This is a genomic window from Pseudomonas sp. p99-361 (assembly GCF_003935475.1).
Taxonomy (GTDB): domain Bacteria; phylum Pseudomonadota; class Gammaproteobacteria; order Pseudomonadales; family Pseudomonadaceae; genus Aquipseudomonas; species Aquipseudomonas juntendi.
Map to the genome: position 1 here is coordinate 20,795 of NZ_RHQO01000040.1, position 25,520 is coordinate 46,314.

19 protein-coding genes and 1 pseudogene are annotated in these 25,520 nt (G+C 58.1%); 18 read left to right on the plus strand and 2 right to left on the minus strand.

Annotated features, from left to right (window positions below; translation table 11 throughout):
- Positions 1 to 4: 4 nt before the first annotated feature.
- The 9 genes and pseudogenes from EGJ22_RS17410 to EGJ22_RS17450 form a co-directional block, all read left to right on the plus strand.
- Positions 5 to 541, plus strand: coding sequence for a F0F1 ATP synthase subunit delta (locus tag EGJ22_RS17410; protein ID WP_003253191.1), 537 nt, complete (start codon positions 5 to 7; stop codon positions 539 to 541).
- A gap of 21 nt (positions 542 to 562) precedes the next feature.
- Positions 563 to 2,107, plus strand: a complete 1,545-nt coding sequence (atpA, locus tag EGJ22_RS17415) for a F0F1 ATP synthase subunit alpha (protein WP_009684664.1) — start codon at positions 563 to 565, stop codon at positions 2,105 to 2,107.
- Positions 2,108 to 2,155: 48 nt separating this feature from the next.
- The gene (atpG, locus tag EGJ22_RS17420) at positions 2,156 to 3,016 is read left to right on the plus strand and encodes a F0F1 ATP synthase subunit gamma (protein WP_009684663.1); all 861 of its coding nucleotides are present in this window, start codon (positions 2,156 to 2,158) and stop codon (positions 3,014 to 3,016) included.
- A gap of 27 nt (positions 3,017 to 3,043) precedes the next feature.
- Entirely contained in the window at positions 3,044 to 4,420 is a 1,377-nt protein-coding gene (gene atpD / locus EGJ22_RS17425; RefSeq protein ID WP_009684662.1) for a F0F1 ATP synthase subunit beta, read from the plus strand.
- 44 nt (positions 4,421 to 4,464) lie between these two features.
- Positions 4,465 to 4,884 carry a F0F1 ATP synthase subunit epsilon gene (locus EGJ22_RS17430; protein WP_029886844.1) on the plus strand — a complete coding sequence of 140 codons (420 nt, stop codon included), beginning with the start codon at positions 4,465 to 4,467 and terminating at the stop codon, positions 4,882 to 4,884.
- Between the two features lie 121 nt (positions 4,885 to 5,005).
- Positions 5,006 to 6,373: a bifunctional UDP-N-acetylglucosamine diphosphorylase/glucosamine-1-phosphate N-acetyltransferase GlmU gene (gene glmU, locus EGJ22_RS17435; RefSeq protein ID WP_029886843.1), complete on the plus strand. Its 1,368-nt coding sequence runs from the start codon at positions 5,006 to 5,008 to the stop codon at positions 6,371 to 6,373.
- A 232-nt stretch (positions 6,374 to 6,605) separates the two neighbouring features.
- On the plus strand, positions 6,606 to 7,382 hold the full coding sequence (locus tag EGJ22_RS17440) for a DeoR/GlpR family DNA-binding transcription regulator (protein WP_009684659.1): 777 nt from the start codon (positions 6,606 to 6,608) through the stop codon (positions 7,380 to 7,382).
- Positions 7,383 to 7,385: 3 nt separating this feature from the next.
- Positions 7,386 to 9,221, plus strand: coding sequence for a glutamine--fructose-6-phosphate transaminase (isomerizing) (glmS, locus tag EGJ22_RS17445; protein WP_029886842.1), 1,836 nt, complete (start codon positions 7,386 to 7,388; stop codon positions 9,219 to 9,221).
- A 281-nt stretch (positions 9,222 to 9,502) separates the two neighbouring features.
- Positions 9,503 to 10,171 (plus strand): annotated as a pseudogene (locus EGJ22_RS17450) (TnsA endonuclease N-terminal domain-containing protein); the annotation flags it as partial.
- Positions 10,172 to 11,074: 903 nt separating this feature from the next.
- On the opposite strand, the gene EGJ22_RS17455 reads toward EGJ22_RS17450, so the two are convergent.
- Both EGJ22_RS17455 and EGJ22_RS17460 read right to left on the minus strand, forming a co-directional pair.
- Positions 11,075 to 13,150, minus strand: a complete 2,076-nt coding sequence (locus EGJ22_RS17455; protein WP_033744713.1) for a cytochrome P450 — start codon at positions 13,148 to 13,150, stop codon at positions 11,075 to 11,077.
- A 229-nt stretch (positions 13,151 to 13,379) separates the two neighbouring features.
- The gene (locus tag EGJ22_RS17460) at positions 13,380 to 13,958 is read right to left on the minus strand and encodes a TetR/AcrR family transcriptional regulator (RefSeq protein ID WP_223809623.1); all 579 of its coding nucleotides are present in this window, start codon (positions 13,956 to 13,958) and stop codon (positions 13,380 to 13,382) included.
- A gap of 341 nt (positions 13,959 to 14,299) precedes the next feature.
- On the opposite strand from EGJ22_RS17460, the gene EGJ22_RS17465 reads away from it, so the two are divergent.
- From EGJ22_RS17465 to EGJ22_RS17505, 9 genes are all read left to right on the plus strand, one after another.
- Positions 14,300 to 15,394, plus strand: a complete 1,095-nt coding sequence (locus EGJ22_RS17465; protein ID WP_029886838.1) for an LLM class flavin-dependent oxidoreductase — start codon at positions 14,300 to 14,302, stop codon at positions 15,392 to 15,394.
- 18 nt (positions 15,395 to 15,412) lie between these two features.
- Positions 15,413 to 16,021 carry an NADPH-dependent FMN reductase gene (locus EGJ22_RS17470; RefSeq protein ID WP_050492230.1) on the plus strand — a complete coding sequence of 203 codons (609 nt, stop codon included), beginning with the start codon at positions 15,413 to 15,415 and terminating at the stop codon, positions 16,019 to 16,021.
- Complete coding sequence (locus EGJ22_RS17475; RefSeq protein ID WP_029886836.1) at positions 16,011 to 18,461, plus strand: glycoside hydrolase family 3 protein; 2,451 nt, start codon at positions 16,011 to 16,013, stop codon at positions 18,459 to 18,461. The genes EGJ22_RS17470 and EGJ22_RS17475 overlap by 11 nt, the downstream gene beginning before the upstream one ends.
- Positions 18,462 to 18,534: 73 nt before the next feature.
- Entirely contained in the window at positions 18,535 to 19,749 is a 1,215-nt protein-coding gene (locus tag EGJ22_RS17480; RefSeq protein ID WP_029886835.1) for an MFS transporter, read from the plus strand.
- A 96-nt stretch (positions 19,750 to 19,845) separates the two neighbouring features.
- Positions 19,846 to 21,195 (plus strand): carbohydrate porin, encoded by a 1,350-nt coding sequence (locus EGJ22_RS17485; RefSeq protein WP_064314239.1) that lies wholly within the window; start codon positions 19,846 to 19,848, stop codon positions 21,193 to 21,195.
- Between the two features lie 9 nt (positions 21,196 to 21,204).
- On the plus strand, positions 21,205 to 22,410 hold the full coding sequence (locus EGJ22_RS17490) for a multidrug effflux MFS transporter (protein ID WP_029886833.1): 1,206 nt from the start codon (positions 21,205 to 21,207) through the stop codon (positions 22,408 to 22,410).
- Between the two features lie 39 nt (positions 22,411 to 22,449).
- On the plus strand, positions 22,450 to 23,433 hold the full coding sequence (locus EGJ22_RS17495; protein ID WP_029886832.1) for a fumarylacetoacetate hydrolase family protein: 984 nt from the start codon (positions 22,450 to 22,452) through the stop codon (positions 23,431 to 23,433).
- Positions 23,434 to 23,474: 41 nt separating this feature from the next.
- Positions 23,475 to 24,263 (plus strand): cyclase family protein, encoded by a 789-nt coding sequence (locus EGJ22_RS17500; RefSeq protein WP_029886831.1) that lies wholly within the window; start codon positions 23,475 to 23,477, stop codon positions 24,261 to 24,263.
- Positions 24,264 to 24,772: 509 nt separating this feature from the next.
- Complete coding sequence (locus EGJ22_RS17505; RefSeq protein ID WP_104148228.1) at positions 24,773 to 25,315, plus strand: nucleoside hydrolase; 543 nt, start codon at positions 24,773 to 24,775, stop codon at positions 25,313 to 25,315.
- Positions 25,316 to 25,520 lie beyond the last annotated feature (205 nt).

A 25,520-nucleotide genomic window follows, 5' to 3' on the forward strand; every position in this document is an offset into this window, starting at 1 on the left:
GATCATGGCAGAACTGACCACGTTGGCCCGACCTTACGCTAAGGCTGCCTTTGAGCACGCCCAGGCCCATCAGCAACTGGCCAATTGGTCAGCCATGCTCGGCCTGGCTGCTGCGGTGTCGCAAGACGACACCATGCAGCGCCTGCTCAAGGCCCCGCGACTGACGAGCGCAGAAAAGGCCGCCACGTTCATTGACGTGTGCGGTGACAAGTTCAATGCACAGGCACAGAATTTCATTCATGTTGCCGCGGAAAACGACCGTCTCCTGCTTCTGCCGGAGATTGCCGCCCTGTTCGACCTCTACAAGGCCGAGCAAGAGAAATCCGTGGACGTGGAAGTCACCAGTGCCTTCGCGTTGAACCAAGAACAGCAAGACAAACTCGCCAAGGTTCTCAGTGCACGGTTAGGCCAGGAAGTGCGCCTGCACGCGTCGGAGGATGCCAGCCTGATTGGCGGCGTCGTCATCCGCGCAGGTGACCTGGTAATCGATGGCTCTGTTCGCGGCAAAATCGCGAAACTGGCCGAAGCATTGAAATCTTGAGTTTGAAGGGGCAGCAGAGCAATGCAGCAACTCAATCCTTCCGAAATTAGTGAAATCATCAAGGGCCGCATCGACAACCTCGATGTGAGCTCCCAAGCCCGTAACGAAGGTACCGTTGTTTCGGTATCCGACGGTATCGTGCGGATCCACGGTCTGGCCGACGTCATGTACGGTGAAATGATCGAGTTCCCTGGCAGCGTCTACGGTATGGCCCTGAACCTGGAGCAAGACTCCGTAGGTGCAGTGATCCTGGGTGCCTATGACACCCTCGCCGAAGGCATGAGCGCCAAGTGCACCGGCCGCATCCTGGAAGTTCCTGTTGGTAAGGAACTGCTGGGTCGCGTCGTTGACGCACTGGGTAACCCGATCGATGGCAAAGGTCCGCTGGGCAACACCCAGACCGACGCGGTCGAGAAAGTGGCTCCAGGCGTGATCTGGCGTAAGTCGGTAGACCAGCCTGTACAGACTGGCTACAAGTCCGTCGACGCCATGATCCCTGTCGGCCGTGGCCAGCGCGAGCTGATCATTGGCGACCGTCAGATCGGTAAGACCGCCATGGCCATCGACGCCATCATCAACCAGAAAGACTCCGGTATTTTCTGTGTTTATGTTGCTGTCGGCCAGAAGCGCTCCACCGTTGCCAACATCGTTCGCAAGCTGGAAGAAACCGGCGCCCTGGCCAACACCATCGTGGTTGTTGCCAGTGCTTCGGAATCCGCCGCACTGCAGTTCCTGGCGCCATACGCCGGCTGCACCATGGGCGAGTTCTTCCGTGACCGCGGTGAAGACGCACTGATCGTTTACGATGACCTGTCCAAGCAGGCCGTTGCCTACCGTCAGATCTCCCTGCTGCTGCGCCGTCCACCAGGACGTGAAGCGTACCCAGGCGACGTGTTCTATCTCCACTCCCGTCTGCTGGAGCGTGCATCGCGCGTTTCGGAAGAATACGTCGAGAAGTTCACCAACGGTGCAGTCACTGGCAAGACCGGTTCCCTGACCGCCCTGCCGATCATCGAAACCCAGGCTGGCGACGTTTCCGCGTTCGTTCCGACCAACGTGATTTCCATCACCGACGGTCAGATCTTCCTGGAATCGGCCATGTTCAACTCGGGCATCCGCCCTGCAGTGAACGCCGGTGTTTCGGTATCCCGCGTAGGTGGTGCCGCTCAGACCAAGATCATCAAGAAGCTGTCCGGTGGTATTCGTACCGCTCTGGCTCAGTACCGTGAACTGGCTGCATTCGCCCAGTTCGCTTCCGATCTTGACGAAGCGACCCGCAAGCAGCTGGAGCATGGTCAGCGCGTAACCGAGCTGATGAAGCAGAAGCAGTACGCGCCGATGTCCATCGCGGACATGGCTCTGTCGCTGTACGCCGCTGAGCGTGGTTTCCTGACTGACGTGGAAGTCTCCAAGGTCGGTAGCTTCGAGCAAGCACTGATCGCCTTCTTCAACCGTGATCACGCCGAACTGATGGCGAAGATCAACGTGAAGGGTGACTTCAACGACGAAATCGACGCAGGCCTGAAAGCCGGTATCGAGAAGTTCAAGGCCACCCAGACCTGGTAAGCCGCAGCGGGGGCTCCGGCCCCCGCTTGCTAACCTGATAGGTGATACATGGCAGGCGCAAAAGAGATTCGCAGTAAGATTGCGAGCATCAAAAGCACGCAAAAAATTACCAGCGCCATGGAGAAAGTGGCGGTCAGCAAGATGCGCAAGGCACAAATGCGCATGGCTGCTAGCCGTCCTTACGCGGAGCGTATCCGCCAGGTGATCGGTCATCTGGCCAACGCCAACCCGGAATACCGCCACCCGTTCATGATCGAGCGCCCTGTAAAGCGCGCCGGTTATATCGTGGTGAGCAGTGACCGTGGCTTGTGCGGTGGCTTGAACACCAACCTGTTCAAGGCCCTGGTCAAGGACATGAGCGAAAACCGCGAACAGGGCGTGGAAATCGACCTGTGCGTGATCGGCAGCAAGGGTGCGACTTTCTTCCGCATCTTTGGCGGCAACGTTGTAGCCGCGATCAGCCACCTGGGCGAAGAGCCGTCGATCAATGATCTGATCGGCTCCGTCAAAGTGATGCTGGACGCCTACATGGACGGCCGTATCGATCGCCTCTCGGTGGTTTCGAACAAGTTCATCAACACCATGACCCAAAAACCGACGGTCGAGCAATTGGTACCGTTGGTGGCAACCCCGGATCAGGAACTCAAGCACCACTGGGACTACCTGTACGAACCCGACGCAAAAGAGCTGCTGGACGGCTTGATGGTGCGTTACGTGGAGTCGCAGGTCTACCAGGCGGTGGTCGAGAACAACGCTGCTGAACAAGCAGCCCGGATGATCGCCATGAAAAACGCCACAGACAACGCCGGTGATTTGATCAAAGAGCTGCAATTGATCTACAACAAGGCGCGTCAGGCTGCGATCACCCAGGAGATCTCGGAAATCGTCGGCGGCGCTGCCGCGGTTTAACGGTTCAAAAAATCAGAGGATCCAGCTATGAGTAGCGGACGTATCGTTCAAATCATCGGCGCCGTCATCGACGTGGAATTCCCACGTGACGTCGTGCCGAGTGTTTACAACGCGCTGAAAGTACAAGGCGCGGAAACCACCCTGGAAGTTCAGCAGCAGCTGGGCGACGGCGTGGTTCGTACCATTGCGATGGGCTCGACCGAAGGCCTGAAGCGCGGTCTGGATGTCGTCGACACCGGCGCTGCCATCTCCGTTCCTGTTGGTAAGGCCACCCTGGGCCGCATCATGGACGTACTGGGCAACCCGATCGACGAAGCCGGCCCGATCGGCGAAGAAGAGCGTCGCGGTATCCACCAGCCAGCGCCTTCGTTCGCTGACCAGGCAGGCGGCAACGACCTGCTGGAAACCGGCATCAAGGTTATCGACCTGGTTTGCCCGTTTGCCAAGGGTGGTAAGGTTGGTCTGTTCGGTGGTGCCGGCGTCGGCAAGACCGTTAACATGATGGAACTGATCCGTAACATCGCCATGGAACACAGCGGTTACTCCGTGTTCGCTGGTGTGGGTGAGCGTACTCGTGAGGGTAACGACTTCTACCACGAGATGAAGGACTCCAACGTTCTCGACAAGGTAGCGCTGGTCTACGGTCAGATGAACGAGCCACCAGGAAACCGTCTGCGCGTAGCGCTGACCGGCCTGACCATGGCTGAGAAGTTCCGTGACGAAGGTAACGACGTTCTGCTGTTCGTCGACAATATCTATCGTTACACCCTGGCCGGTACCGAAGTATCCGCACTGCTGGGCCGTATGCCTTCTGCAGTAGGTTACCAGCCGACCCTGGCTGAAGAGATGGGCGTTCTGCAAGAGCGCATCACCTCCACCAAGGAAGGTTCGATCACCTCCGTTCAGGCCGTATACGTACCTGCGGACGACTTGACCGACCCGTCGCCAGCGACCACCTTCGCCCACTTGGACGCCACCGTCGTTCTGTCCCGTGACATCGCCTCCCTGGGTATCTACCCAGCGGTCGACCCACTGGACTCGACTTCGCGTCAGCTGGACCCGAACGTGATCGGCAACGAGCACTACGAGACCGCTCGTGGCGTTCAGTATGTTCTGCAGCGCTACAAAGAGCTGAAGGACATCATCGCGATCCTGGGTATGGACGAACTGTCCGAAAGCGACAAGCAACTGGTAGCCCGCGCTCGTAAGATCCAGCGCTTCCTGTCGCAGCCGTTCTTCGTGGCCGAAGTCTTCACCGGTTCGCCAGGCAAGTACGTTTCCCTGAAAGACACCATCGCTGGCTTCAGCGGCATCCTCAAAGGTGACTACGACCACCTGCCAGAACAAGCGTTCTACATGGTCGGCAGCATCGACGAAGCGATCGAGAAAGCCAAGAAACTGTAATCCCGGCGCCCCGCAAGGGGCGCTAATCAGGTTGAGGCAAGCAGATGGCTATGACAGTCCATTGCGACATCGTCAGCGCGGAAGGAGAAATCTTCTCCGGCCTGGTCGAGATGGTAGTAGCGCACGGCAACCTGGGCGATCTGGGTATCGCTCCAGGCCACGCGCCGCTGATCACCAATCTCAAGCCAGGTCCGATCACGCTGACCAAGCAGGGTGGCACTCAAGAGGTGTTCTACATCTCCGGTGGCTTCCTCGAAGTGCAGCCGAACATGGTGAAGGTTCTTGCCGACACCGTGCAACGTGCTGCCGACCTGGACGAAGCTCAGGCTCAGGAAGCCCTCAAGGCTGCCGAGAACGCGCTGAACACTAAAGGCTCGGACTTCGACTACGGCGCTGCAGCCGCACGTCTGGCCGAGGCGGCTGCTCAGCTGCGTACTGTCCAGCAAATGCGCAGAGGCAAGTAATCCGGCCCAGGCCGCTTATTGCCAGTGCGATTGAGTTAAAGGGTAGCCTCGGCTACCCTTTTTCTTTTTCCGAATTTCTATTTTGGTCACGCAGCTGACCGCCCAGGATTGGTAGCCAGTAATGTCCCTCGATATCGTTATTCTCGCCGCAGGCCAAGGCACGCGCATGCGTTCGGCGCTCCCCAAAGTGCTGCATCCGGTCGCCGGCAACTCCATGCTCGGCCATGTTATCCACAGCGCGCGCCAGCTGCAGCCGCAAGGTATTCATGTGGTCATTGGCCATGGTGCCGAACTGGTCCGCGAGCGCCTGGCCGCCGATGACCTGAATTTCGTCATGCAGGACAAACAGCTGGGTACCGGCCACGCCGTTGCACAGGCACTGCCAGCGCTGACTGCCGATACTGTGCTGGTACTGTACGGCGATGTGCCGCTGATCGAAGTGGAGACCCTGCAGCGGCTGCTGGCCAAGGCCAATGACCAGCAACTGGGCCTGCTCACGGTCACCCTCGACGACCCGACCGGCTATGGTCGCATCGTTCGCGATCAGCAAGGCAATGTCACCGCCATCGTTGAGCACAAGGATGCCAGCGAAGCGCAGAAAGCGATCAACGAAGGCAACACGGGCATTCTGGCGCTGCCAGCGGCGCGCCTGGCTGACTGGATGGGTCGTCTGTCGAACAACAACGCCCAGGGTGAGTATTACCTGACCGACGTCATCGCCATGGCGGTGGCCGATGGTTTGGTGGTGGCTACCGAGCAGCCACACGATCCAATGGAAGTGCAGGGGGCCAACGACCGTCGCCAGCTTTCCGAGCTGGAGCGCCACTACCAGTTGCGTGAAGGGCGTCGCCTGATGGCCCAGGGTGTAACCCTGCGTGACCCGGCGCGCTTCGACGTGCGCGGTGAGGTGACCGTCGGTCGTGACGTGCTGATCGACATCAACGTTGTACTCGAGGGCAAAGTGGTCATCGAGGACGATGTGCAGATCGGTCCCAACTGTGTAATCAAGAACACGACCCTGCGCAAAGGGGCTGTGGTCAAGGCCAACAGTCACCTTGAGGGTGCGGTAATGGGCGAGGGCAGCGATGCCGGCCCGTTTGCCCGCTTGCGCCCTGGCAGCGTACTGGATGCCAAAGCCCATGTGGGTAACTTTGTAGAACTGAAAAACGCTCACCTTGGAGAGGGTGCCAAGGCTGGCCACCTGACGTACCTGGGCGATGCCGAAATCGGCGCCCGTACCAACATTGGCGCAGGTACCATCACCTGCAACTACGACGGTGCCAACAAGTTCAAGACAGTGATGGGTGAGGATGTATTCATCGGTTCGAACAACTCGCTGGTAGCGCCTGTGGAAATCCAGGCCGGCGCCACTACCGCCGCCGGTTCTACCATTACGCAGGCTGTTGAAGCAGGTGATCTGGCAGTGGCCCGGGCACGCCAGCGCAACATCCCAGGTTGGAAGCGGCCGGAGAAGATCAAGAAGAGCTGATTTATCCACAGCTGCTTCCCTCGAAGCCGACCTATGTGAATAAGTCGGCTTTTTTGTGCGCTATGCAACCCGATATGTGGGCGCGGCCAGTGTGGGAGCGGGCAAGTCGGATTGCCGCACCGCCGCTCCCCAAAGAAAAATTGCCGCCAGTAAAGTTATGCACAGCTTGACGAATCGCTCATCTTAGGTTTTGATTGCAATCATTATCTTTCGAAACGAAATTTAACCGACCATGTCGAAACGAAACACCCCTCAACGCCGCCACAACATCCTGGCCATGCTTAGTGAGCTGGGCGAAGTGAGTGTGGATGCCTTGGCCAAGCGTTTCGAAACCTCGGAAGTGACCATTCGTAAGGACCTTGCCGCTCTGGAGGCGAACGGCCTGCTGCTACGCCGTTACGGCGGTGCAGTACCGGTACCGCAGGAAATGCTCAGCGAACCCGCGCAACCGGTCTCTGCCTACAAGAAGGCTATCGCCCGTGCAGCGGTGGGGCGTATACGCGAGCATGCTCGGATCATCATTGATAGCGGTAGCACGACCGCCGCTATGATTCCGGAACTGGGCCGCCAGCCCGGCCTGGTGGTGATGACCAATTCGTTGAATGTGGCTCGCGCCATCAGCGAGGTCGAGCACGAACCGGTACTGCTTATGACCGGCGGAACCTGGGACCCGCACTCCGAATCGTTCCAAGGGCAGGTCGCCGAGCAGGTCCTGCGGTCTTACGATTTCGACCAGTTGTTCATCGGTGCCGATGGCATCGACCTCGCGCGGGGCACCACCACTTTCAACGAGTTGCTTGGCCTGAGCCGGGTAATGGCTGAGGTCGCCCGCGAAGTGATCGTGATGGTCGAGTCGGACAAGGTGGGGCGCAAGATCCCCAACCTCGAGCTGCCCTGGGGCAGCGTGCATACCCTTATTACAGATGAACGCCTGCCCGCAGCGGCACGCGAACACATTCAAGCCCGCGGCATCAACCTGATCTGTGCCGCGATCAGCCAGGAGCAATAATTCATGTGTGGAATCGTTGGTGCCGTCGCCGAACGTAATATCACCGCCATCCTGATCGAAGGCCTCAAGCGGCTTGAGTACCGTGGCTACGACAGCGCCGGCCTGGCCGTGCTCACCCAGGACGGCCAGCTGCAGCGTCGCCGCCGTATCGGCAAGGTCAGCGAGCTGGAAGCGGCTGTTGCTGCCGAGCCGCTGAGTGGTCGGCTGGGTATCGCCCACACCCGCTGGGCGACGCATGGTGCACCCACCGAAGGCAATGCCCACCCGCATTTCTCTGATAACGAAGTAGCGGTAGTGCACAACGGCATCATCGAGAACCACGAAGAGCTGCGCGAAGAACTGAAGGGCCTGGGCTATGTCTTCGCCTCGCAGACCGATACCGAAGTCATCGTGCACCTGATTCACCATACCCTGAAAAGGGTGCCGAACCTGGCAGATGCGCTGAAGGCGGCCGTGAAACGCCTGCACGGTGCCTACGGCCTGGCACTGGTCAGCATCCACCAGCCTGATCGCCTGCTCGCCGCACGCAGCGGCAGCCCGCTGGTCATCGGCCTGGGCCTGGGCGAAAACTTTCTGGCATCCGACCAACTGGCCCTGCGCCAGGTGACCGACCGCTTCATGTACCTGGAAGAGGGCGATATCGCCGAGATCCGTCGCGATCAGGTCACCATCTGGGACCAGGCCGGGCACGAAGTCCAGCGCGAAACCGTGCAGTACCATGAAGGCGCCGAGGCCGCCGACAAGGGTAACTACCGCCACTTCATGCTCAAGGAAATCCACGAGCAGCCAACCGTGGTTCAGCGCACGCTGGAAGGGCGCTTGGGTAAAGATCACGTTCTCGTCCAGGCCTTCGGCCCTCAGGCTGCAGAGTTGTTTGCCAAAGTGCGCAATGTGCAGATCGTTGCCTGCGGTACCAGCTACCACGCAGGCATGGTCGCCCGTTACTGGCTCGAAGGCCTGGCCGGCATCCCTTGCCAGGTGGAAGTGGCCAGTGAATTCCGCTACCGCAAGGTGGTGGTGCAGCCAGACACCCTGTTTGTGTCCATTTCGCAATCTGGCGAAACCGCTGACACCCTCGCTGCCCTGCGCAACGCCAAGGAGCTGGGCTTCCTCGGCAGCCTGGCAATCTGCAACGTGGGTATCAGCTCGCTGGTCCGTGAGTCGGACCTGACCCTGCTGACCCTCGCTGGCCCGGAAATCGGCGTGGCCTCGACCAAGGCCTTCACCACCCAGCTGGTGTCGCTGATGCTGCTGACGCTGGCGCTCGGCCAAGTCCGCGGCACCTTGCCGGCCGGTGTCGAGGCCGACCTGGTCGAAGAGCTGCGCCGCCTGCCGACGCGCCTTGGCGAAGCCTTGGCCATGGACGCCACCGTCGAGAAAATCGCCGAGCTGTTCGCCGATAAGCACCACACCCTGTTCCTCGGCCGCGGTGCCCAATACCCGGTGGCGATGGAGGGCGCACTCAAACTCAAGGAAATCTCCTACATTCACGCAGAAGCCTACCCAGCTGGCGAACTGAAGCATGGCCCATTGGCACTGGTGGACAACGATATGCCGGTGGTGACCGTTGCGCCGAACAACGAACTGCTGGAGAAACTGAAGTCCAACCTGCAGGAAGTACGGGCCCGTGGTGGTGAATTGGTGGTGTTCGCGGACGAACATGCGGGCATGACCAATGGCGAGGGCACCCACGTGATCCAGGTGCCGCACATCGCCGATGCCCTGGCGCCGATCCTGTACACCATTCCGCTGCAGTTGCTGTCTTACTACGTGGCTGTGCTGAAAGGCACCGATGTGGACCAGCCGCGTAACTTGGCCAAGTCGGTTACGGTTGAGTAACGCGTGAGCGGGGGGGACTTGAGCTGTGGCTTTGAACAATAAAGATTGACACAAAACAATAAAGTTTGACACAAACTATTAAAGTTTGACACAACGCGTAAACCCCCGTATCTACGGGGGTTTTCCGTTTCTGGGTCATGCCGTTGGTCCAGATATCCCGCTTCGCTCTTTCGCGAGAGTAGTCTAGAAAACCCTCCCACAAAGGCAGATTGCCGGCTGTGTTTTCCTAGACCTATTTTGATGGCGAAATGAAGCGCTTCGATTGGACTGAGGAGGTTGCGGTGCGCGGTCGTAGGTTTGCTTCAAAGCAGGATATTGAACGACACATCGCCAACGGATTTGGATCCGGTGCCGGAGCAGGCTACGTGCCTTGGTTACATGTGCAGGATGTCCCTTCAATGGGGCGTTCGCACAAAATCCAGGGCGTTAAGATCGACCGTATCCATCATCTTTTGTCCGATCTTGAGCGGGCATATCTTTTGGTGTGCGAGTTCTCTGAGGAGGTGGTGGATATCCGTGAGCAGTTTCCGTTACTGCCAGTAGAGAGCACTTTAGCAATCGCAAAAGCGATTGGTGTTCGTTACCCAAGATACAAAACAACTGCCATTCCGCTGGTCATGACGACAGATTTTCTGCTGACCGTTAAACAGCCAAACGGCGATTTCGAGTCAGTAGCAAGGACGATCAAATATCAGCAGGATCTCGACGGGAAAGATTCTGTTCGGACATTGGAAAAGTTAGAAATCGAGAGACGGTTTTGGATGAGTCAGGATGTGGACTGGATCATCGTCACTGAGGAGTTTTTTACTCCAGATTTGATAAAGAATCTTGGTATACTTAGACGATATGCACAACTACCTCGCGCTCTGATGGATTCGTCGTTGCATTCTCAATTCATCGAAGCCCTTGAAGCCTGCAAGGCATATCCTTGGTCGACATCTGAATGGCTTATGGCGAAGCTCAGACCACCTGCAAGTGAGCGGCCTGAGCTAGAGGACCTTACTGATTCTCGAGATGGTGCGTATGCTGAGATCTTGTTGAAGAGGGTGGATGATCTGTATCGGATTACAAAAGGTCAGAAACGGGTCAATTTGGGTAATCTCCAAAAATTGCTTCCAACCCGTTTGCTGCCCGATCCAGCTACCCGTAAGCGTCGGTTTCCCCTAGCCTCGCAGCAGGCCGAGTTGCTTTTGGAGTCTGTCTGGCACTTTCGATTGAGGCGAGTCATTTTGGCGTTGGCCGATATTGCGAGACTAAAGCTTCCAATGAACTCTGGAGGTATGCGAGCGATTTCCAGTGTACCGACTCCAGTTTTTCAAGCCTATATCAGTTTTTTTGAGTGGGACTTGGATGAAATTTTGAGTGATGGGGTAGACCCAGAAGGTCTCCTAAAGTCCACCGGTGTATCGCGGGATTGGTCGGGGCCACCAGGTTCAATTGGTAATCTCGGCGGTAACGCACATTATCGAAAGCGGCCCCAGAGTGGTTTCTTGAAGAGTGACCATACCTGAGCACTTCGTGGACCCGTTAGATCGGCGACGGCTTTGATCACGGGCATGCTCGGCAGTATGCTGCGTAAAAGCATTGGAGTTCAGCCCATGATCAACAGTCGGTCATTGTGGTTTCTCTGGTGAGAGTTTAGTCTGCGCAACTTAACGTTAGCCAAGAGCCACGAAGACCATCCTCTTCCGCCCGCAGGGCGCCTTCGGTTGGTGCAGATGAACTACTTCGAATGCTCAGACAGTTTGAAGGAGACGCCTATCTGGACACTACAGTATTGCGCTACCGCGAAAATTAATCTTTCCGTTGTTGCTAAGAATGGGTTTCACGACAATATCTATATATATAGCTGGTTATAGTCTTAGCCGTATTTTCTTCCCAGCGCAACGTGACACGCACACCATCAAACTCTGGTTTGCCAGCTTTTCCTGTTCCGTCAGGACGCTGTCACGGTGGATGGCCTGGCCCTCGACGATTTTCACTTCGCAAGAGCCGCAGGTACCTTCCTGGCAGGTCGACAGTACATGGATGCCCTCACGGGCAAGGGCTTTGAGGATGCTTTCGTCTTTAGCTACCGCAACCACTTTGCCACTCGATTCAAGGACAACATTGAACGCGTGGTCTTGAGCGGTATCGAAGTGTTGTGCCTGAAACCGCTCTGCCGTAAAGCCCAAACCCTGTTCAGTGCACAGTTGCTGCAGGTCATTGAGCAATGCGGCTGGCCCGCATGCGTATACATGCGTCCCCTCATCCTGTTGACTCAGTGCCTCTGAGAGATTGATACGACCGTGTTGCGAGCTGCTCCAGATATTGACCTGAGTTGGGAAGCGTTCGCGCAGCTCCTCGGTATAGGCCATGGACTCAGAGTTTCGACCCAGATAGATGAGCCGCCAAGGAGTATTGCGCGCCTGCAGTGCTTCAATCATGGGCAGCATTGGCGTGATGCCAATACCACCGGCAATCAGCAGGCAGGGGCGCTCGCCTTTGGTTAGCCTGAAATTGTTGCGAGCAGTACTGACCCAGACGCTCGTACCAGGCGTTAGCTGGCGGTGAATCATCGAAGAACCACCACGTCCAGAAGCTTCCCGTTTTACTGCGATGCGCCAATGGTTTGGATCTTCGAGGCTACCGCACAGGGAATACTGTCGCACCAAACCGTCGCTCAATTTCAGGCTTATATGTGCACCGGCCTCCCATTGCCCTATGGCACCTGCAGGCCGCGCAATGCTCAGTTCGACAATGTCGTGCGTGAGTTCGCGTCGGGCGACCACCTGTGCCTCGAGCCACTGCTCAGTCGGCGCTCGGGCGATGGGGAGTTTGGCGTTCCAGGGTTGGCGATGGCTGTCTAGCACGTCCCAGGCGAACGGTGTTTCGATCAATGCGCGGACCTCGCGCATCGGGAAATATTGGCGTTCCTCGTAGGGGATGGCCAGGCGCAAGCCAGGGAGCCGCTCGTTGATCACGCGCATCTCCACCTTGAGAATCAGCCGCGCGAGTGGGGCACCCAAACAGGCGTGAATGCCTTGGCCGAAACCGATGTGTTGCGAAGTGGACTGCCGGGTGGCGGCAAATGCTTCGCCATCAGTGAAGTGACATTGATCCCGGTTGGCCGATGCGTAAGCCAGAAACACTTCGTCACCCGGTTGCAATGTCTGCCCCGAAAGCACCACCGGTTTTGTAACGCGCCGAGGCATGCCGGTGATAGGCGCCTCAAAGCGCAGTGCTTCTTCGATGGCCTGTACCCGGCTTGCATCATCGTGTTGCGCAGCTTCGTAGCGCCCCGGTTCTGACAACAGGTGGGCAAGGGCCATGACGATCAGATTGGCGGAGGTCTCGTGCCCGGCAAGCATCAACCCTGGGAACAGCGAGAGCATTTCAAAATCGCTCATCGGCGCCTCGCCACTGTCGCGAGCATTCCACACATGGCTGATCAGATCATCACGGCGGTCATGCCGGCGCTGCTCGATCACTGCCGAGATGTGTTCGTGCATTTCAATCAATGCAGGCGCGCGTGCTTCTGAAGGGCCTGTGAAAAACTGCAGTGCGTTATAAAAACGCTCCGAATGGTCAGGGTCGAGCCCAACGATATGGCTGATGACTTTGAGCGGCAACGGCGAGGAAAGCCGTGCGCGAAGGTCTATTGAGCCCAGCGCGTAGAAGTCGTCGATCAGCGCATGTGCCTGCGCTTCGATCCAGGGCTCGTAATGGGCCAGGCGACGCGGCATGAAAAAGCTGTTCACGGCTTTGCGCAGGCGATCGTGGGTCGGGTTGTCGTGCCCGATCAAGGTCCCTCTGTCCGGCACTTTGCCGTCGAGGACCCGTTGCAGCTCTGGCGGCATTTGCGGGACGGTGGGCAACGACGAGAATGTTTCGGGGTCGTGCAGGGCTTGAACCACATCCTCGTAGCGCGAGACGATCCATTTGTTCATCGTCGCGCTCCAGGTCAACCCGGGCGCTTCGCGGACTGTGGAGAAGTCTTGCCAAATTTTCGATGGGTCGGAAAACGGGCACGTGCTCATGTTGTTGTCTCTCTTGAGTTTTGGCAGGCGTGTAGCAACACGGATAACCAGAACTTACATTCTAATTTCAAAAGCGACAACGTTGACTTTTAGCACGGTGTTATACACCGCAACCGCTATGAGCAGGGCAGGAAGCGGGTCAAATCTGTTCCATTTCAATGCGTAGAAAACCGAGACACATGGTACCGAGGTCTTTCTTCAACTGTTCCCAGTCGCCCTCGCCAGACGCCTCGATTGCCGAGCCAAGGCCGAGGAATCGCGCCAGGGCGGCATAGGTGATCGAGTAGCACGCCGCTACCGCATGGACCGGGTTCGGGTGGCGGATATCCGCGCAACACTCCAGCAACAGGCTCTGAAAACTATGGGCCGCTTTCATCGAGCTGGCTTTGCCGCAACTGGCTACCTGCTTGTCGTCAGCACGGCTCATCAGTGGCCGCAGCAGGCTGCTGTGGGCCTTGAGGTGTTCAGCCAGTGTGTCCACCAATGTCGGCACACGCTTTTCCAGAGGCAGGTTTTGCGAGCGTACCGCGCTGATCAGGGCTGCCCACTCGGCATCCACTTCGGCCAGAACGTTTGTCATCACCGCCAGAAACAAATCGTCTTTGCCTTGGAAGCGGGCGTAGATCGAGCCTACCGATACCCCTGAGCGCTTGCTGATCGCAACGATCGTGAGCTGCTCGAAAGTACCGTCGCGCAACAGCTCGCGCGAAGCGCTCATCAGTCGTTCGAGTGAAGCACGGCTGCGATCTTGCTTGGGTTGCTTGGCGCCAGGCGCAATGGACATGGATCTGCCTCTGATTGAAATTGAAATGTCGATTTTAACCGCTCTACCAGCGGTTGTGGCGGCAAGGGCTATCAAATATGGGGTGTGTACGTATTGACGGTCATTGGGTGAGGTGCTAGGGTTGCAATTAATAGAACTAAGATTCTATTTAGTGGATTCGCTAGCTCAGGGCGGCGAAAGCTGATGCCTTTTTCTTGATCCGTATACGGAGCAATACTGCGCCCATTTTATAGAAGTAGGGTTCTAGTTCTAAAAATTACAATAAGGATCTCACTATGCGTTTTTCTGTGTTTCTCGTAGGCCGCTCAACGGCCGCTGAAGAAGACAAGGCGGTCATGGACGCGCTGACCGAGCATGCCTGCCAGGCCGAGTCGCTGGGTTATGACGCCGTATTCATGCCCGATCACCACTTCACCGGCTATGCGCCGATGTCCAGTGACCCGTTCATGTTCGCCGCCTTCCTCGCCAGCCGCCTCAAGCGCATCCATTTCGGCATGTCGGTGACAACCGTGCCATTGCACCATCCGGTGCGTTTCGCCGAGCGCGTAAACCTGCTCGATCAACTGACCGAAGGCCGGTTGCTGGTGGGCATCGGCAGCGGCACCACGCCGGAAGAAATGATCGGCTTTGGCGTGAATTACAAAGACGCCTCGGCACTGGCGCAGGAAAACCTCGACCTGGTTCAGCGGCTCTGGGAGAAGAGTATCGAGGATGAGCCAATCACCTTCGAAACCAGCCACTACAAAGGTGCCGTGGTGCAACGCATCGTGCCCACGGCCTTCCAGCGCCCGTTCAACCGCATCATGCCGGTGGCGCTGCGAGAAACCAGCATGCAGCGCGCTGCCGACATGGGCTGGCCGGCATTCATCCCGTCATTTACCCCGCCAGTACCGGCCAGTGCCGAACCCTTTGAACATCTGACTCGCTACTTCACCCGATACCGTGATGCTTTGATGGCGGCGGGGCATTCGCAGCAGGTGGTCGAGCATTGCCTCTCGTGGACCACCCATACCTACCAATGCGTGCACATCGCCGAAACCGACGAGCAAGCTGAAGAAGAGTTGCAGGTGATCCTAAAGGCTTACAAGCGGGCCATCGACCGCGAATACGAATTCAACAAGCGAGCCGAGCAAATCAGCGGTGTTCAGTTGCACCCGCACCCCGATTGCTTCAGCCGCGAATGGATCAAGACCTGGTGCCTGCACGGCAGCCCGGACACCGTCGCAGCGGAACTGGAAAAACACCGTCAGTTGGGTATCGGCAACGTGCTCATGGGGTTCACCAACGGCCCTCTGACCGAAGAGCGCGTGCGTTATGGGCGTCAGTCCATGGAGCTGTTCTCCAAGCACGTCATGCCGCGTTTCAAGTAACAGTAGGAGCACATCGCCATGCGCCAGAACAACAATAATCAGGGGCCTTTGATCGTCGGTATCGGCGGTACTACGCGGCCCGACTCCAGCACCGAGCGCGCCCTTGCCTGCGCGTTGCAGCATGCCCAGCAATGCGGTGCCCGCACGCAGATGTTTGGCGGCGCGCAGCTGGCTCAACTGCCGGCGTTCAACCCCGAGGACAGCTCACGCACCCCTGGTCAGCGCGCGCTGATAGAAGCTGTGCGCCAGGCGGACGGCATCATTCTGGCAACCCCTGGTTATCACGGCGGCGTTTCGGGCCTGGTGAAAAACGCGCTAGATCTGCTGGAAGACCTGCGTGACGACACCCGTGTGTACTTTGATGGACGAGCAGTGGGCTGCATCGTCACGGCGGCTGGTTGGCAGGGGTGCAACACCACGCTGGGTGCGCTGCGTTCGATCGTGCATGCCATGCGCGGTTGGCCTACGCCGCTGGGGGTGACGCTCAACACGGCGGGCGTGAAGTTGTTCGACAGCACCGGGCGTTGTACCGATGAGCGGGTGGAGCAATCACTGAATCTTCTGGCCGAGCAGTCGCTGGCCGCACCTGTCTGTGCCGTGGCGGTGGGGCTGCAAAATGCTTGCTGAGATCACCACGCTGAGCTTTGCCGAAAAGGTCGAGTTCACCGCTGGGGCAGACATGTGGTCGACGTTCGCCTCCGAGCCATTTGGCCTGCGTTCGCTGCGCATGGCTGACGGCCCGATGGGCGTTACCGGCGGGCGCGTGGATGAGCGCGACGTCGCCCTGCTGACCCCATGCGGGCTGTCGCTGGCTGCATCGTGGGACGCCGACCTGGTTCGGCGGGTGGGCGAGGTGATTGGTGACGAAGCGCTGCGCATGGGCGTTCAGGCGTTGCTGGCGCCCAACTTGAATCTGATGCGCAGCCCGCTGGCAGGCCGCGCATTCGAATTGTTTGGTGAAGACCCGCAACTGATTGCGCAACTTGGCTGGGCCTGGGCTCAGGGCGTGCAGCAAAAAGGCGTGGCGGCGGTACTCAAGCACGTGGTGTGCAACGATTCGGAAACCGACCGGCGCAGCATGAATGTCGTGGTCGATGAACAGGCCCTGCGCGAGGTGTACTTCAAGCCCTTTGAATATGCAGCGCGCCGCGGCGCCTGGGCGATGCTGACGGGTTACAACAGGGTCAATGGCCAGGCATGCGCTGAGCATGGCCAGGTTTTACGTCAGTGGCTTAAAGGCGACCTGGCCTGGGATGGCCTGTTGATGTCTGACTGGTTCGGTACGCAGGATGGCATTGCCAGCCTGAACAACGGGCTGGATCTGGAGATGCCTGGCCCCGCCCGGCACATGGGCGTAGCTTTGTTGAACAACGCTGACCGGCAAGCAGTAGAAGAGGCGCGTTTAGACGATGCGCTCGAACGCCTACGTCGGCTGGATGGGCGTGCGCGGCCGGCGCACCGCCACGACCCATCAGACGCCGCCACTGCCCGGCGGCTCGTGGTATTGGAAGAGGCGGCTGCGGCGGGTATGGTCTTGCTACGCAATGAAGGCGACCTGTTGCCCTTGAGCGCTGATGCCAAGGGCCTGCTGGCGGTGATCGGGCCAAATGCGATCAACCCCTGCTATCAGGGCGGCACGTTCGCCAAAGTCGCGCTGGCCGATGATGTGATCACACCCCTCGAAGCCTTGCGCAGCAGCGGTAGGCCGATCGCTTATGCCCAAGGTGCCTTGGCCGATCACCGGATACCCCCGATCACTGACCTGGAGCTGTTTTGTCAGGACGGACAGCCAGGTTTGCATGTCGAGTTCTTTGCGCCAGGTGCTTCTGAGCCTTGTCATACCGAAGTGCGCCATGCGAGTTCGTTGATCTGGTTCAAGGACATGCCCGGTATCGGTTCACTGCTGGGGTTGCAAGGGGTAGGGCAGGTTAAGGTCACGACTCGCTTCGTGGCCCGTGAAAGTGGCGAGCACCGTTTCTACTGGGGTGGGACGGGGCACGTGCAGCTGATGCTGGGTGGCGAGTTGCTTGGCGCTTTCGATGGCGCCGCCGTTGATGGCGATATTATGGGTAAGCTGATGCAGGCGCCTCACACCACGGCGTCGATCGAGTTGCAGCAGGGTCAGGAAGTCATTGTGTGCCTGACCATGGAGGTTTCCCGAAGCCTGGCCCATGGCCTGTGGCTGGGCTGCCAGGAGCCAGCCTGCAACAATCTGCTGGTAGAGGCCGTGGCGCTGGCCGAAGCCGCTGAAGAGGTGCTGCTGGTGGTCGGCGAAACCGCAGATGCGGGCCTTGAGAGCGTCGATCGGGCCACTACCCGCCTGCCCGCAGCGCAAGAGCAATTGATCCGCCGCGTCTGCGCCGTGAATGCCCGGACAACGGTAGTGCTCAACGTCGCTCATCCGGTCGATATGGAATGTTTGCAGGACGCCGCAGCGGTCATTGTCGCTTGGTATCCGGGACAGCAGTTCGGGCCTGCGTTGGCCAGCGTTCTGTTCGGCCAGCGCGAGCCTGGAGGGCGCCTGCCGGTGACCTTCGCCCGGGATGAAGCCGACTACCCGGTTTGGTCCCTGACGCCTGCTGCCAATGGCGACCTTGCTTACCACGAAGGCTGGTGGGTGGGTTACCGCAGCTTTGTCGCGCGCGACACCCACCCGTCGTTCAGCTTCGGTTACGGCCTCGGCTATGCGCGGTTTGCCTACACACCTGGCGCTGTCCAAGGGCAGCGAGTGGATGAACTGGAAATTTCGCTAGCGCTGCGCAACGTGAGTGCGCGTGCGGGCAAGGACGTAGTGCAGCTGTATCTGCTTGAACCACCCGCTGCCAATGAGCCAGTGCGCCTGTCGCTGAAAGCGTTCGCTGCTGTGTTTCTGGAACCAGGTACCGAGCGGCATGTTCGGCTCACACTCGATGCGGACGCATTCAAGCGTTGGGACAGTAGCAAGGGCCAGCATGTGTTGATCCCCGGACGCTATCAGGTTCAGGTTGGCCACGCCGTGGATGACACGTTGATTCAACACACGTTGGTCGTAGGGCCTCAGGGGGAGGTAGACGTTCTTCAAAACTGAGAATTAAAAAAAGCCTGCGTGTGATCCGCAACAAAAACAATAGGCACCTGTTCAACGGTGCCAGGAGTCGATCATGTCTAACGCTGTTCCTAGCACCCAGGGCCCGTCTGCCGAGCGTAAAGCCGGTGCGGCCCAAGCGCTGATACTGGTATTCACCACGCAACTGCCAATCATGGGGCTGCTATCGCTGATCCCTATCATCCCCTTGTTGTTGCAACAGTTCGGTAGCCACCCTGAAGCACGCTTCCTGATTCCATTGCTGATTACCGCGCCGAGTGCGTGCATTGCACTGTTGTCGCCGCTGGCGGGGTGGTTGGCCGACCGCCTTGGCAGGCGTCGTCTGTTATTAGCGGCGGTGTTAGGTTACGGGATATGCGGCTTTGCGCCGTACTTCTTGAATGATCTTGTGCCCATCATCATTAGCAGATTTGGCCTGGGGATCACCGAAGCGGTGATCATGACGGTAGCCAACACCTTGATGGGAGACTTCTACCCGCCTGAGCCAAGACGCAAATGGCTGGCGGTGCAAAGTGCCGTGGGTTCTCTTTCAGGCACCACCTTGATGTTCCTTGGCGGTGTATTGGGTGGCTTTGGCTGGCAAGGGCCATTCCTGCTCTACTTGCTCGCCTTCGTGGTGTTCGTGCTGCTGCTGTTCTTCACCTGGGAGCCGGTAGCCCACCGCGAGACTTCCACTATTGCAGGAAACAATCGCTTCCCCGTGCATCAAATGTGCATTATCGCCTCGGTGACGCTGTTCTGTGCGGTTCTCTACTACGTCGAGGTGCTGCAGGTCAGCCAGGTGTTCCACCTGTTGGGTTTGACCAACCCGGCGGATATTGGCACCGCGGGTGCTATTGCTGGGCTCGGCGTGCCGCTGGGGGCGTTGCTCTTCGCGAAGTTGTCGAAACAAGACATCAATGTGCATGTGATCGCTGTGATGCTGCTGTTTGCCATTGGCCTTATCGGTTTGGGGCAGGCTAGCACGGTGCCTTGGGCCGTGGCGGCCGCGTTTGTCGCCCAGGTTGGCTGCGGCATGTTGATACCGGCCTTGATCAACTGGTGCCTAGGCAGCCTGAGTGCGCAGCACCGTGGTCGTGGGGTGGGTATTTGGACCGGGGCGTTTTTCATCGGCCAGTTCGTCAGCCCGTTTACCGTCACGCTGCTGGCCTCTGCACTGGGTGGCTTGGCGACAGCGATCGTTGCGTTGGGTGGTGTTTCGGCGGTTGCACTACTGGTTGCCTGGCTGCTTCCTCGAAATCTGCGTCAGCCCTCCACACTAGCAAGTTGATCTGAAACTTATATTCCGCTGCCTGCATGCAGGTGGCGGAGTTATGCGTGCGCCTCAAATCTAGCGTTATCTGAAAACAAAAAAAGGATAGAAGTCATGCAGTGCTCGAAAGTCCTGTTTACCTTGCTGTGTTTTGCAACTTGTCCTGTGGCCTTTGCAACTACACCGATGGCGGCTGAGAGTAAGGCGAGCCCGGGTAACTTGCCACAAAGCGCCTTGCCTATTTTCGAGGACAATTGTCAGGCTTACGCCAAGTACACCCCACGAACGGAGGCAGTACTGCGACAGACCCAGCCTTGCGACACGATTTCCCCCGATTTGCTCGGGCTTCGCTCGATGCTGGCCGAGCACGGTATGGGCCTGGTCATAAACGTGATGCCGAACTTCCGTTATGACGTTCTTGGTCATGATGAGAAACCGCAGTTGTATAACGGACAAAACCCAACGTTTCGTCAGTCGACGGGCTTTAAACTGACTTATGATTTGACTCGCATGGGTTGGGGCGGCGATGCGCAGTTTGTGTTGGGCGGGACGTGGGAGTCGGGTAACTACGAAGCCGGAAATCCAAATTTTACGACTATGTCTAGCTTCGCCATCAATCAACGTTTTTACGACGGTCGTCTGGAACTTCAATACGGTTATTACAACCTGATCCGCGAATATTACGGCATGGTGCTGGGCGGTAACTCCTCGGCGGCAGCACTGGGCCCGACCAGTGTGATCCCGGTGCAGGTTGGCCTATCACTTTTCACACCTAGCCCTGCATTTACCGTGGGTATCAAGGACGCCAGCAAGCGTTGGTATAACCGCGCCTCGGTTGCGCGCAGTGCCAGCCCTAACCGCTTCCAATACGACCTCGATGAGAACCCGACCGGCTTCGAAATCAAGGTAAAGGGGTCACGTGCACTGGTGGTGGATGAGATTGGCTACAAGGTCGACGCAGGTGCCAATCAGCGAGCATTCTGGGCAAGGGCAGGTGCAATCTACAATACCAGTCACTACAGCGACCTTCGCAACGGTGGTATGACCGATAGCAACTATGGCGGGTACGCAGCGGTTACTCAGCAAGTGACGCAGCCGAACAATGCAGGTCCGCGTGGCTTGTACTTGGATGCGAAGGTCAACTATGCACCGGAAGACCGCAACCTCTACACCAAGGACTTTCAAGTCACCACCTTTTACATCGGACCGTTCAAAAGTCGCCAGCGCGACATGGCGTCTATCGGTTTCACCCGTAGCTACTTTAGCAAGTATGCGCACGACGCAGTGGAAGCCAACGGCGGTGATGCCGAGCGCGTCTCCACGGCGTTGTCGTTGTCCTATGCCGCGCAGATGACCCGAGGTGTGTATTGGGTTAACGGCTTGACCTACCAACAAGGGCCGACCTTCGCGCCCGCACGTGATGATGCATTGATCTTCCAAACAGGTCTTAACCTGTCGTTCTGAGGCGCCTGAATGAAACACACCATCATCCTGCTGTTGGCCGGGCTGAGTATGCTCGGCCCGCTGGGCATAGATATGTACCTGCCGGCGATGCCTTCGATCAGCGAGCAACTAGACGCAGCGCCTTGGCTAATCCAGCTGTCGTTGAGTATCTATCTGGTTGGCCTGGCAGTCATGGTGCTGGTGTATGGCGCGCTTTCCGACCGTCTTGGGCGGCGCCAGGTGCTGTTGTGGTCCACGGGCACATTTACTTTGTGTTCGCTGGCTGTGGCGTGCTCAATGAATGCAGAGCAACTACTGTTGTTTCGCATTTTTCAGGGCCTTTCAGCGGGTGCTGGGGGCGTTGTCGGGCGGGCGATGATTCAGGACTCGCTGCAAGGCGCGGCGGCGATGCGTGCTATGTCCCAGGTCATCATGGCGTTCGTGCTGGCCCCTGCTTTTGCTCCGCTGATTGGCGGCTATCTACTCGATGCGCTGGGCTGGCGGGCCATTTTTCTGGCTCAGGCCGGGTTTGGCGCTGTGTTGTTCATCTGGGCAAGGCTGCAGCTTGTCGAAACGTTGAAACCCGAACAACGCGCCCGGCTAAGCCTGCGCGCACTGGGCGCGAACTACTTGGTCATAGCCAGTGACCTGCGCTTTCAGGCCATGGCGGTCACCAGCAGCCTGACGTTCATGGTGTTTTCACTCTACATCGGCGCAGCCACCTGGTTTGTGCTGGACGTGCTGGCGCTGCAGGTGACCCAGTTCGGCTGGGTGTTCATGCCATTGGTGGGGGGGGCCATGTTTGGCTCCGCCTTCAGTGCGCGACAGGCGTCGCGCTGGTCGCGCAGCCAGCAACTGCGGGTGGGCTACGCGCTGCTGCTGGGCGCCAGTGCCTGCAACCTTGCTTACTTCATGCTGACCGACACCCCCGAGGTCCCCTTCGCGGTGCTGGCGCTGGGGAGCGCGAGCTTTGCTTTTGGCTTGGTCATGCCTTGTATCAGCTTGCTGGCGGTCGAGCGCCATGCCAGTTATCGAGGCATGGCCAACTCACTGCTGTCGTTCGAACAAACGCTGTTTTTCGCCTTTGTTACCGCATTTTTCAGTCCGGCCCTGGCGCCGAGCGCAACTGCACTGGCTAGTGCGTTGTTGTTCGGTGTGCTGCTAAGCGTTGGCATCGTGGCGCGCGCGGGTGCGTTTCGCCGGCCTTTCGCTCAAGCCTCGGCCACTCACTCATGACCCTTTGCACACGTTGCAAATCACCGGGAGCTTCTGGCTATGAAATTGGCAACCCTACGAGATGGTACCCGTGACGGCTGTTTGCATGTGATCTCCACAGACCTTACGCGCATGGCCAGCGCTGCGGATATCGCCCCCACCTTGCAACTGGCCCTGGACCGCTGGAGCCTGGTAAGCCCCGCGTTGCAGGCGCGTTATCAGGCGCTCAATGCGGGCCTGGTGGCAGGTGCCGCGGTGTTTGACCCATCCCAGGCCATGGCCCCGCTGCCGCGAGCTTGGCAGTGGCTGGACGGCTCGTGTTTTCTCAACCATGCCGACCTCATGCAACGCGCCTATAAGCTGGAGCCCATTGATGGCATCGAGACCACTGCGTTGATGTACCAGGGGGCGGGTGATGATTTTCTCGGCGCGATGGATGACCTGATGCTGCCGAACGTCGCCCATGGCATCGACTTCGAGGGGGAATTTGGTGTGGTCGTTGGTGAGGTGCCCATGGGCTGCTCGGCCGCCGAAGCACTTGGCCATATCCGCCTGTTGGTGCAGCTCAACGATGTGAGCTTGCGCGCGCTGGGCCCGCGTGAAATGAAGACCGGTTTCGGCTTCGTCCAAGCCAAGCCATCGACAAGCTTTGCCCCTGTGGCGGTCACCCCGAACGAACTTGGCGAAGCCTGGCACGAGGGACGGGTCCACTTGCCGCTGCATGTGCAGTGTAATGGCGCCTGGTTCGGCCATCCCCACGGCGCGCACATGCATTTTGGCTTTCATGAATTGATCGCCCATGCCGCGCTCACTCGGCGCTTGAGTGCGGGCACGGTGTTGGGTTCTGGCACGGTGTCCAATGCCGATCGCAGCGTTGGCTGCGCCTGTATCGCCGAGCGCCGCGCCATAGAAATGATTGAGCATGGTGCCCCTCAGACCCCCTTCATGGGCTATGGCGACTGGGTGCATATGGAGGTACTCGGCCTGGATGGCCAGCCGGTGTTCGGTGCGATCAATCAACAGGTCGTTCCCAGCAGTATCTGACAGCCCCGCATGCTTTCCAACTTCGTTAAAGGACCTACCCCATGACGCTGACTGGCAAACGTCGTTTTCTCGATCTATCCGTGACCCTGGACAACAACCCCTACACTGACCCACCGCCGTTATTGCCTCATATCGACTACATGGATCATCAACAAGGTTGGCCCGAGATGGCCGCCATGTTCCCTGGTTTGACGCTCGATCAGTTGCCTGGCAATGAATCCTGGGCAGCGGAGAAGTTGACCATCACGACGCACAGCGGCACCCACATGGACGCGCCCTGGCACTACGCCTCGACCACCGACGGGGGCAAGCCGGCGTTCGGTATCGATGAGCTGCCTTTGGAGTGGTGCCTGCAGCCAGGTGTGAAGTTGGATTTTCGCCATTTGCCCGATGGGCACGTGGTGACAGCGGCGCAAGTGGAGGCAGAACTGCAGCGCATTCAGCATGACTTGCAGCCGCTGGATATCGTGCTGGTGAACACGAGGGCAGGCGCGCTTTTCGGGCAGCCTGGCTACCTGGATGCTGGGGTCGGCATGGGGCGCGAAGCGACGCTTTACCTGTTGGACCGGGGTGTGAAAGTGGTAGGGACTGACGCCTGGAGCTGGGATGCACCTTTCAAATACACCCGTGAGCGCTTTGCTGAAAGCGGTGATGCTTCGCTGATCTGGGAAGGGCACAAAGCAGGCCGCGACGTTGGTTATGGTCAGATGGAAAAACTGGCCAACCTGTCGCAATTGCCGGCCAATGGTTTTTTGGTTTCTTGTTTCCCTTACAAGATCAAACACGCGTCGGCGGGGTTTGTACGGGCGGTGGCGATATTCGAGGAATGAAGATCAGGATCGTTATTACACTACAGACCGCATTAGTCAGTTGTGCAGCTGAAATTCTAATAATAAAGGGGAAGTGAAAATGCTATCGCGTCGAAACTTCAACTGGGCATTTTGCGGGTCGATGATCTTGTTGTCTGGAACTGCCTTTGGTGCATCCTTTCGGACGGTGCCGCAGCGAGCCTCTGCTCGTATCATTGTGGATAATGATTTTGCTGGCGACCCGGATGCGCTCGTGGCATTGGCACACCAGTTATTGACGCCCAAGACGCGTACTGTCCTCTGTACCTCGTCTGCGCTGAACCCAAAAATGTCGGGCAGTGTGCCAGCAGATCGTTCCGCTGCTGTCGGTCGCGATATTGCCGTTGAATTAATCGAACGGGCGAAAATAGTCAGCCCACCGCGGGTTGAGGTTGGGTCCAGAAAGATTTAATCTGGCCAGCCCGGAAGTCAGTGCTGCAGCTAAAGCTATCGTTGAAGAAGCTATGCCAGATGACCCCCTGCCTCTTTAGATTACATGTGGCGGCCCACTCACAAATGTGGCAGCGGCGCTCCGGTTAAATCCTGAGATCGCGAAACGAATGACTCTGATTTGGATTGGAGGTGGTAGCTACCCTCACTGCGGGTGGGAATATAATTTAGCAACCGATGTAGCTGCGGCGCGAATTGTTATTGAGCAGTCGATGATTCCGATCTGGCAAATTCCGCAAAACGCTTATCGTCAGATGCAGTTCTCTGTTGCTGAGCTGCAGGATCGGATGCGGCCAATTTCAGACTTCAGCGCTTGGATTTATGAAAAGTTTACCAATCCCCCCTCATTTGTAGACATCGGCGGCGCATGGCCTCCAGGTGACAGTCCCACCGTGCTCCTTAGCGCTATTTCTCAAGAAAGTAGTCAATATAAAGAGCGCCCAGCCTTGCGAATCGAAACGGATGGTAGTTACGGCGAGCCAGTGGGTGATGGGCGGATGGTACGGGTTTATGAGCAGCTTGACGCACGGCTCACATTTGAGGACTTCCTATCGTTGATGCGTATCCATGCGACAAAGGGATGAAGCGTTAGTACAAGACTTTGGCTAAGGCCAAGCCTGTTTTGCAGACTTGGCCTTAGCCGTTCAGATCAATCAATGCTTCGCAGGTGGCCCGCCCGGCGCCCATTTCTCTTGATGGCTGAACAGGAAATATGAATCGCCCCTGGTTTCGTAGACACCTCCAAGCCTCATAATGAGGCCCAAATAGGAGGTGCCATGAGTCGTCAGC

Coding starts and splice junctions, on each gene's coding strand:
- EGJ22_RS17410 (WP_003253191.1), top strand. CDS start 5: ATGGCAGAACTGACCACGTTGGCCCGACCTTACGCTAAGGCTGCCTTT.
- atpA (WP_009684664.1), top strand. CDS start 563: ATGCAGCAACTCAATCCTTCCGAAATTAGTGAAATCATCAAGGGCCGC.
- atpG (WP_009684663.1), top strand. CDS start 2,156: ATGGCAGGCGCAAAAGAGATTCGCAGTAAGATTGCGAGCATCAAAAGC.
- atpD (WP_009684662.1), top strand. CDS start 3,044: ATGAGTAGCGGACGTATCGTTCAAATCATCGGCGCCGTCATCGACGTG.
- EGJ22_RS17430 (WP_029886844.1), top strand. CDS start 4,465: ATGGCTATGACAGTCCATTGCGACATCGTCAGCGCGGAAGGAGAAATC.
- glmU (WP_029886843.1), top strand. CDS start 5,006: ATGTCCCTCGATATCGTTATTCTCGCCGCAGGCCAAGGCACGCGCATG.
- EGJ22_RS17440 (WP_009684659.1), top strand. CDS start 6,606: ATGTCGAAACGAAACACCCCTCAACGCCGCCACAACATCCTGGCCATG.
- glmS (WP_029886842.1), top strand. CDS start 7,386: ATGTGTGGAATCGTTGGTGCCGTCGCCGAACGTAATATCACCGCCATC.
- EGJ22_RS17455 (WP_033744713.1), bottom strand. CDS start 13,150: ATGAACAAATGGATCGTCTCGCGCTACGAGGATGTGGTTCAAGCCCTG.
- EGJ22_RS17460 (WP_223809623.1), bottom strand. CDS start 13,958: ATGAGCGCTTCGCGCGAGCTGTTGCGCGACGGTACTTTCGAGCAGCTC.
- EGJ22_RS17465 (WP_029886838.1), top strand. CDS start 14,300: ATGCGTTTTTCTGTGTTTCTCGTAGGCCGCTCAACGGCCGCTGAAGAA.
- EGJ22_RS17470 (WP_050492230.1), top strand. CDS start 15,413: ATGCGCCAGAACAACAATAATCAGGGGCCTTTGATCGTCGGTATCGGC.
- EGJ22_RS17475 (WP_029886836.1), top strand. CDS start 16,011: ATGCTTGCTGAGATCACCACGCTGAGCTTTGCCGAAAAGGTCGAGTTC.
- EGJ22_RS17480 (WP_029886835.1), top strand. CDS start 18,535: ATGTCTAACGCTGTTCCTAGCACCCAGGGCCCGTCTGCCGAGCGTAAA.
- EGJ22_RS17485 (WP_064314239.1), top strand. CDS start 19,846: ATGCAGTGCTCGAAAGTCCTGTTTACCTTGCTGTGTTTTGCAACTTGT.
- EGJ22_RS17490 (WP_029886833.1), top strand. CDS start 21,205: ATGAAACACACCATCATCCTGCTGTTGGCCGGGCTGAGTATGCTCGGC.
- EGJ22_RS17495 (WP_029886832.1), top strand. CDS start 22,450: ATGAAATTGGCAACCCTACGAGATGGTACCCGTGACGGCTGTTTGCAT.
- EGJ22_RS17500 (WP_029886831.1), top strand. CDS start 23,475: ATGACGCTGACTGGCAAACGTCGTTTTCTCGATCTATCCGTGACCCTG.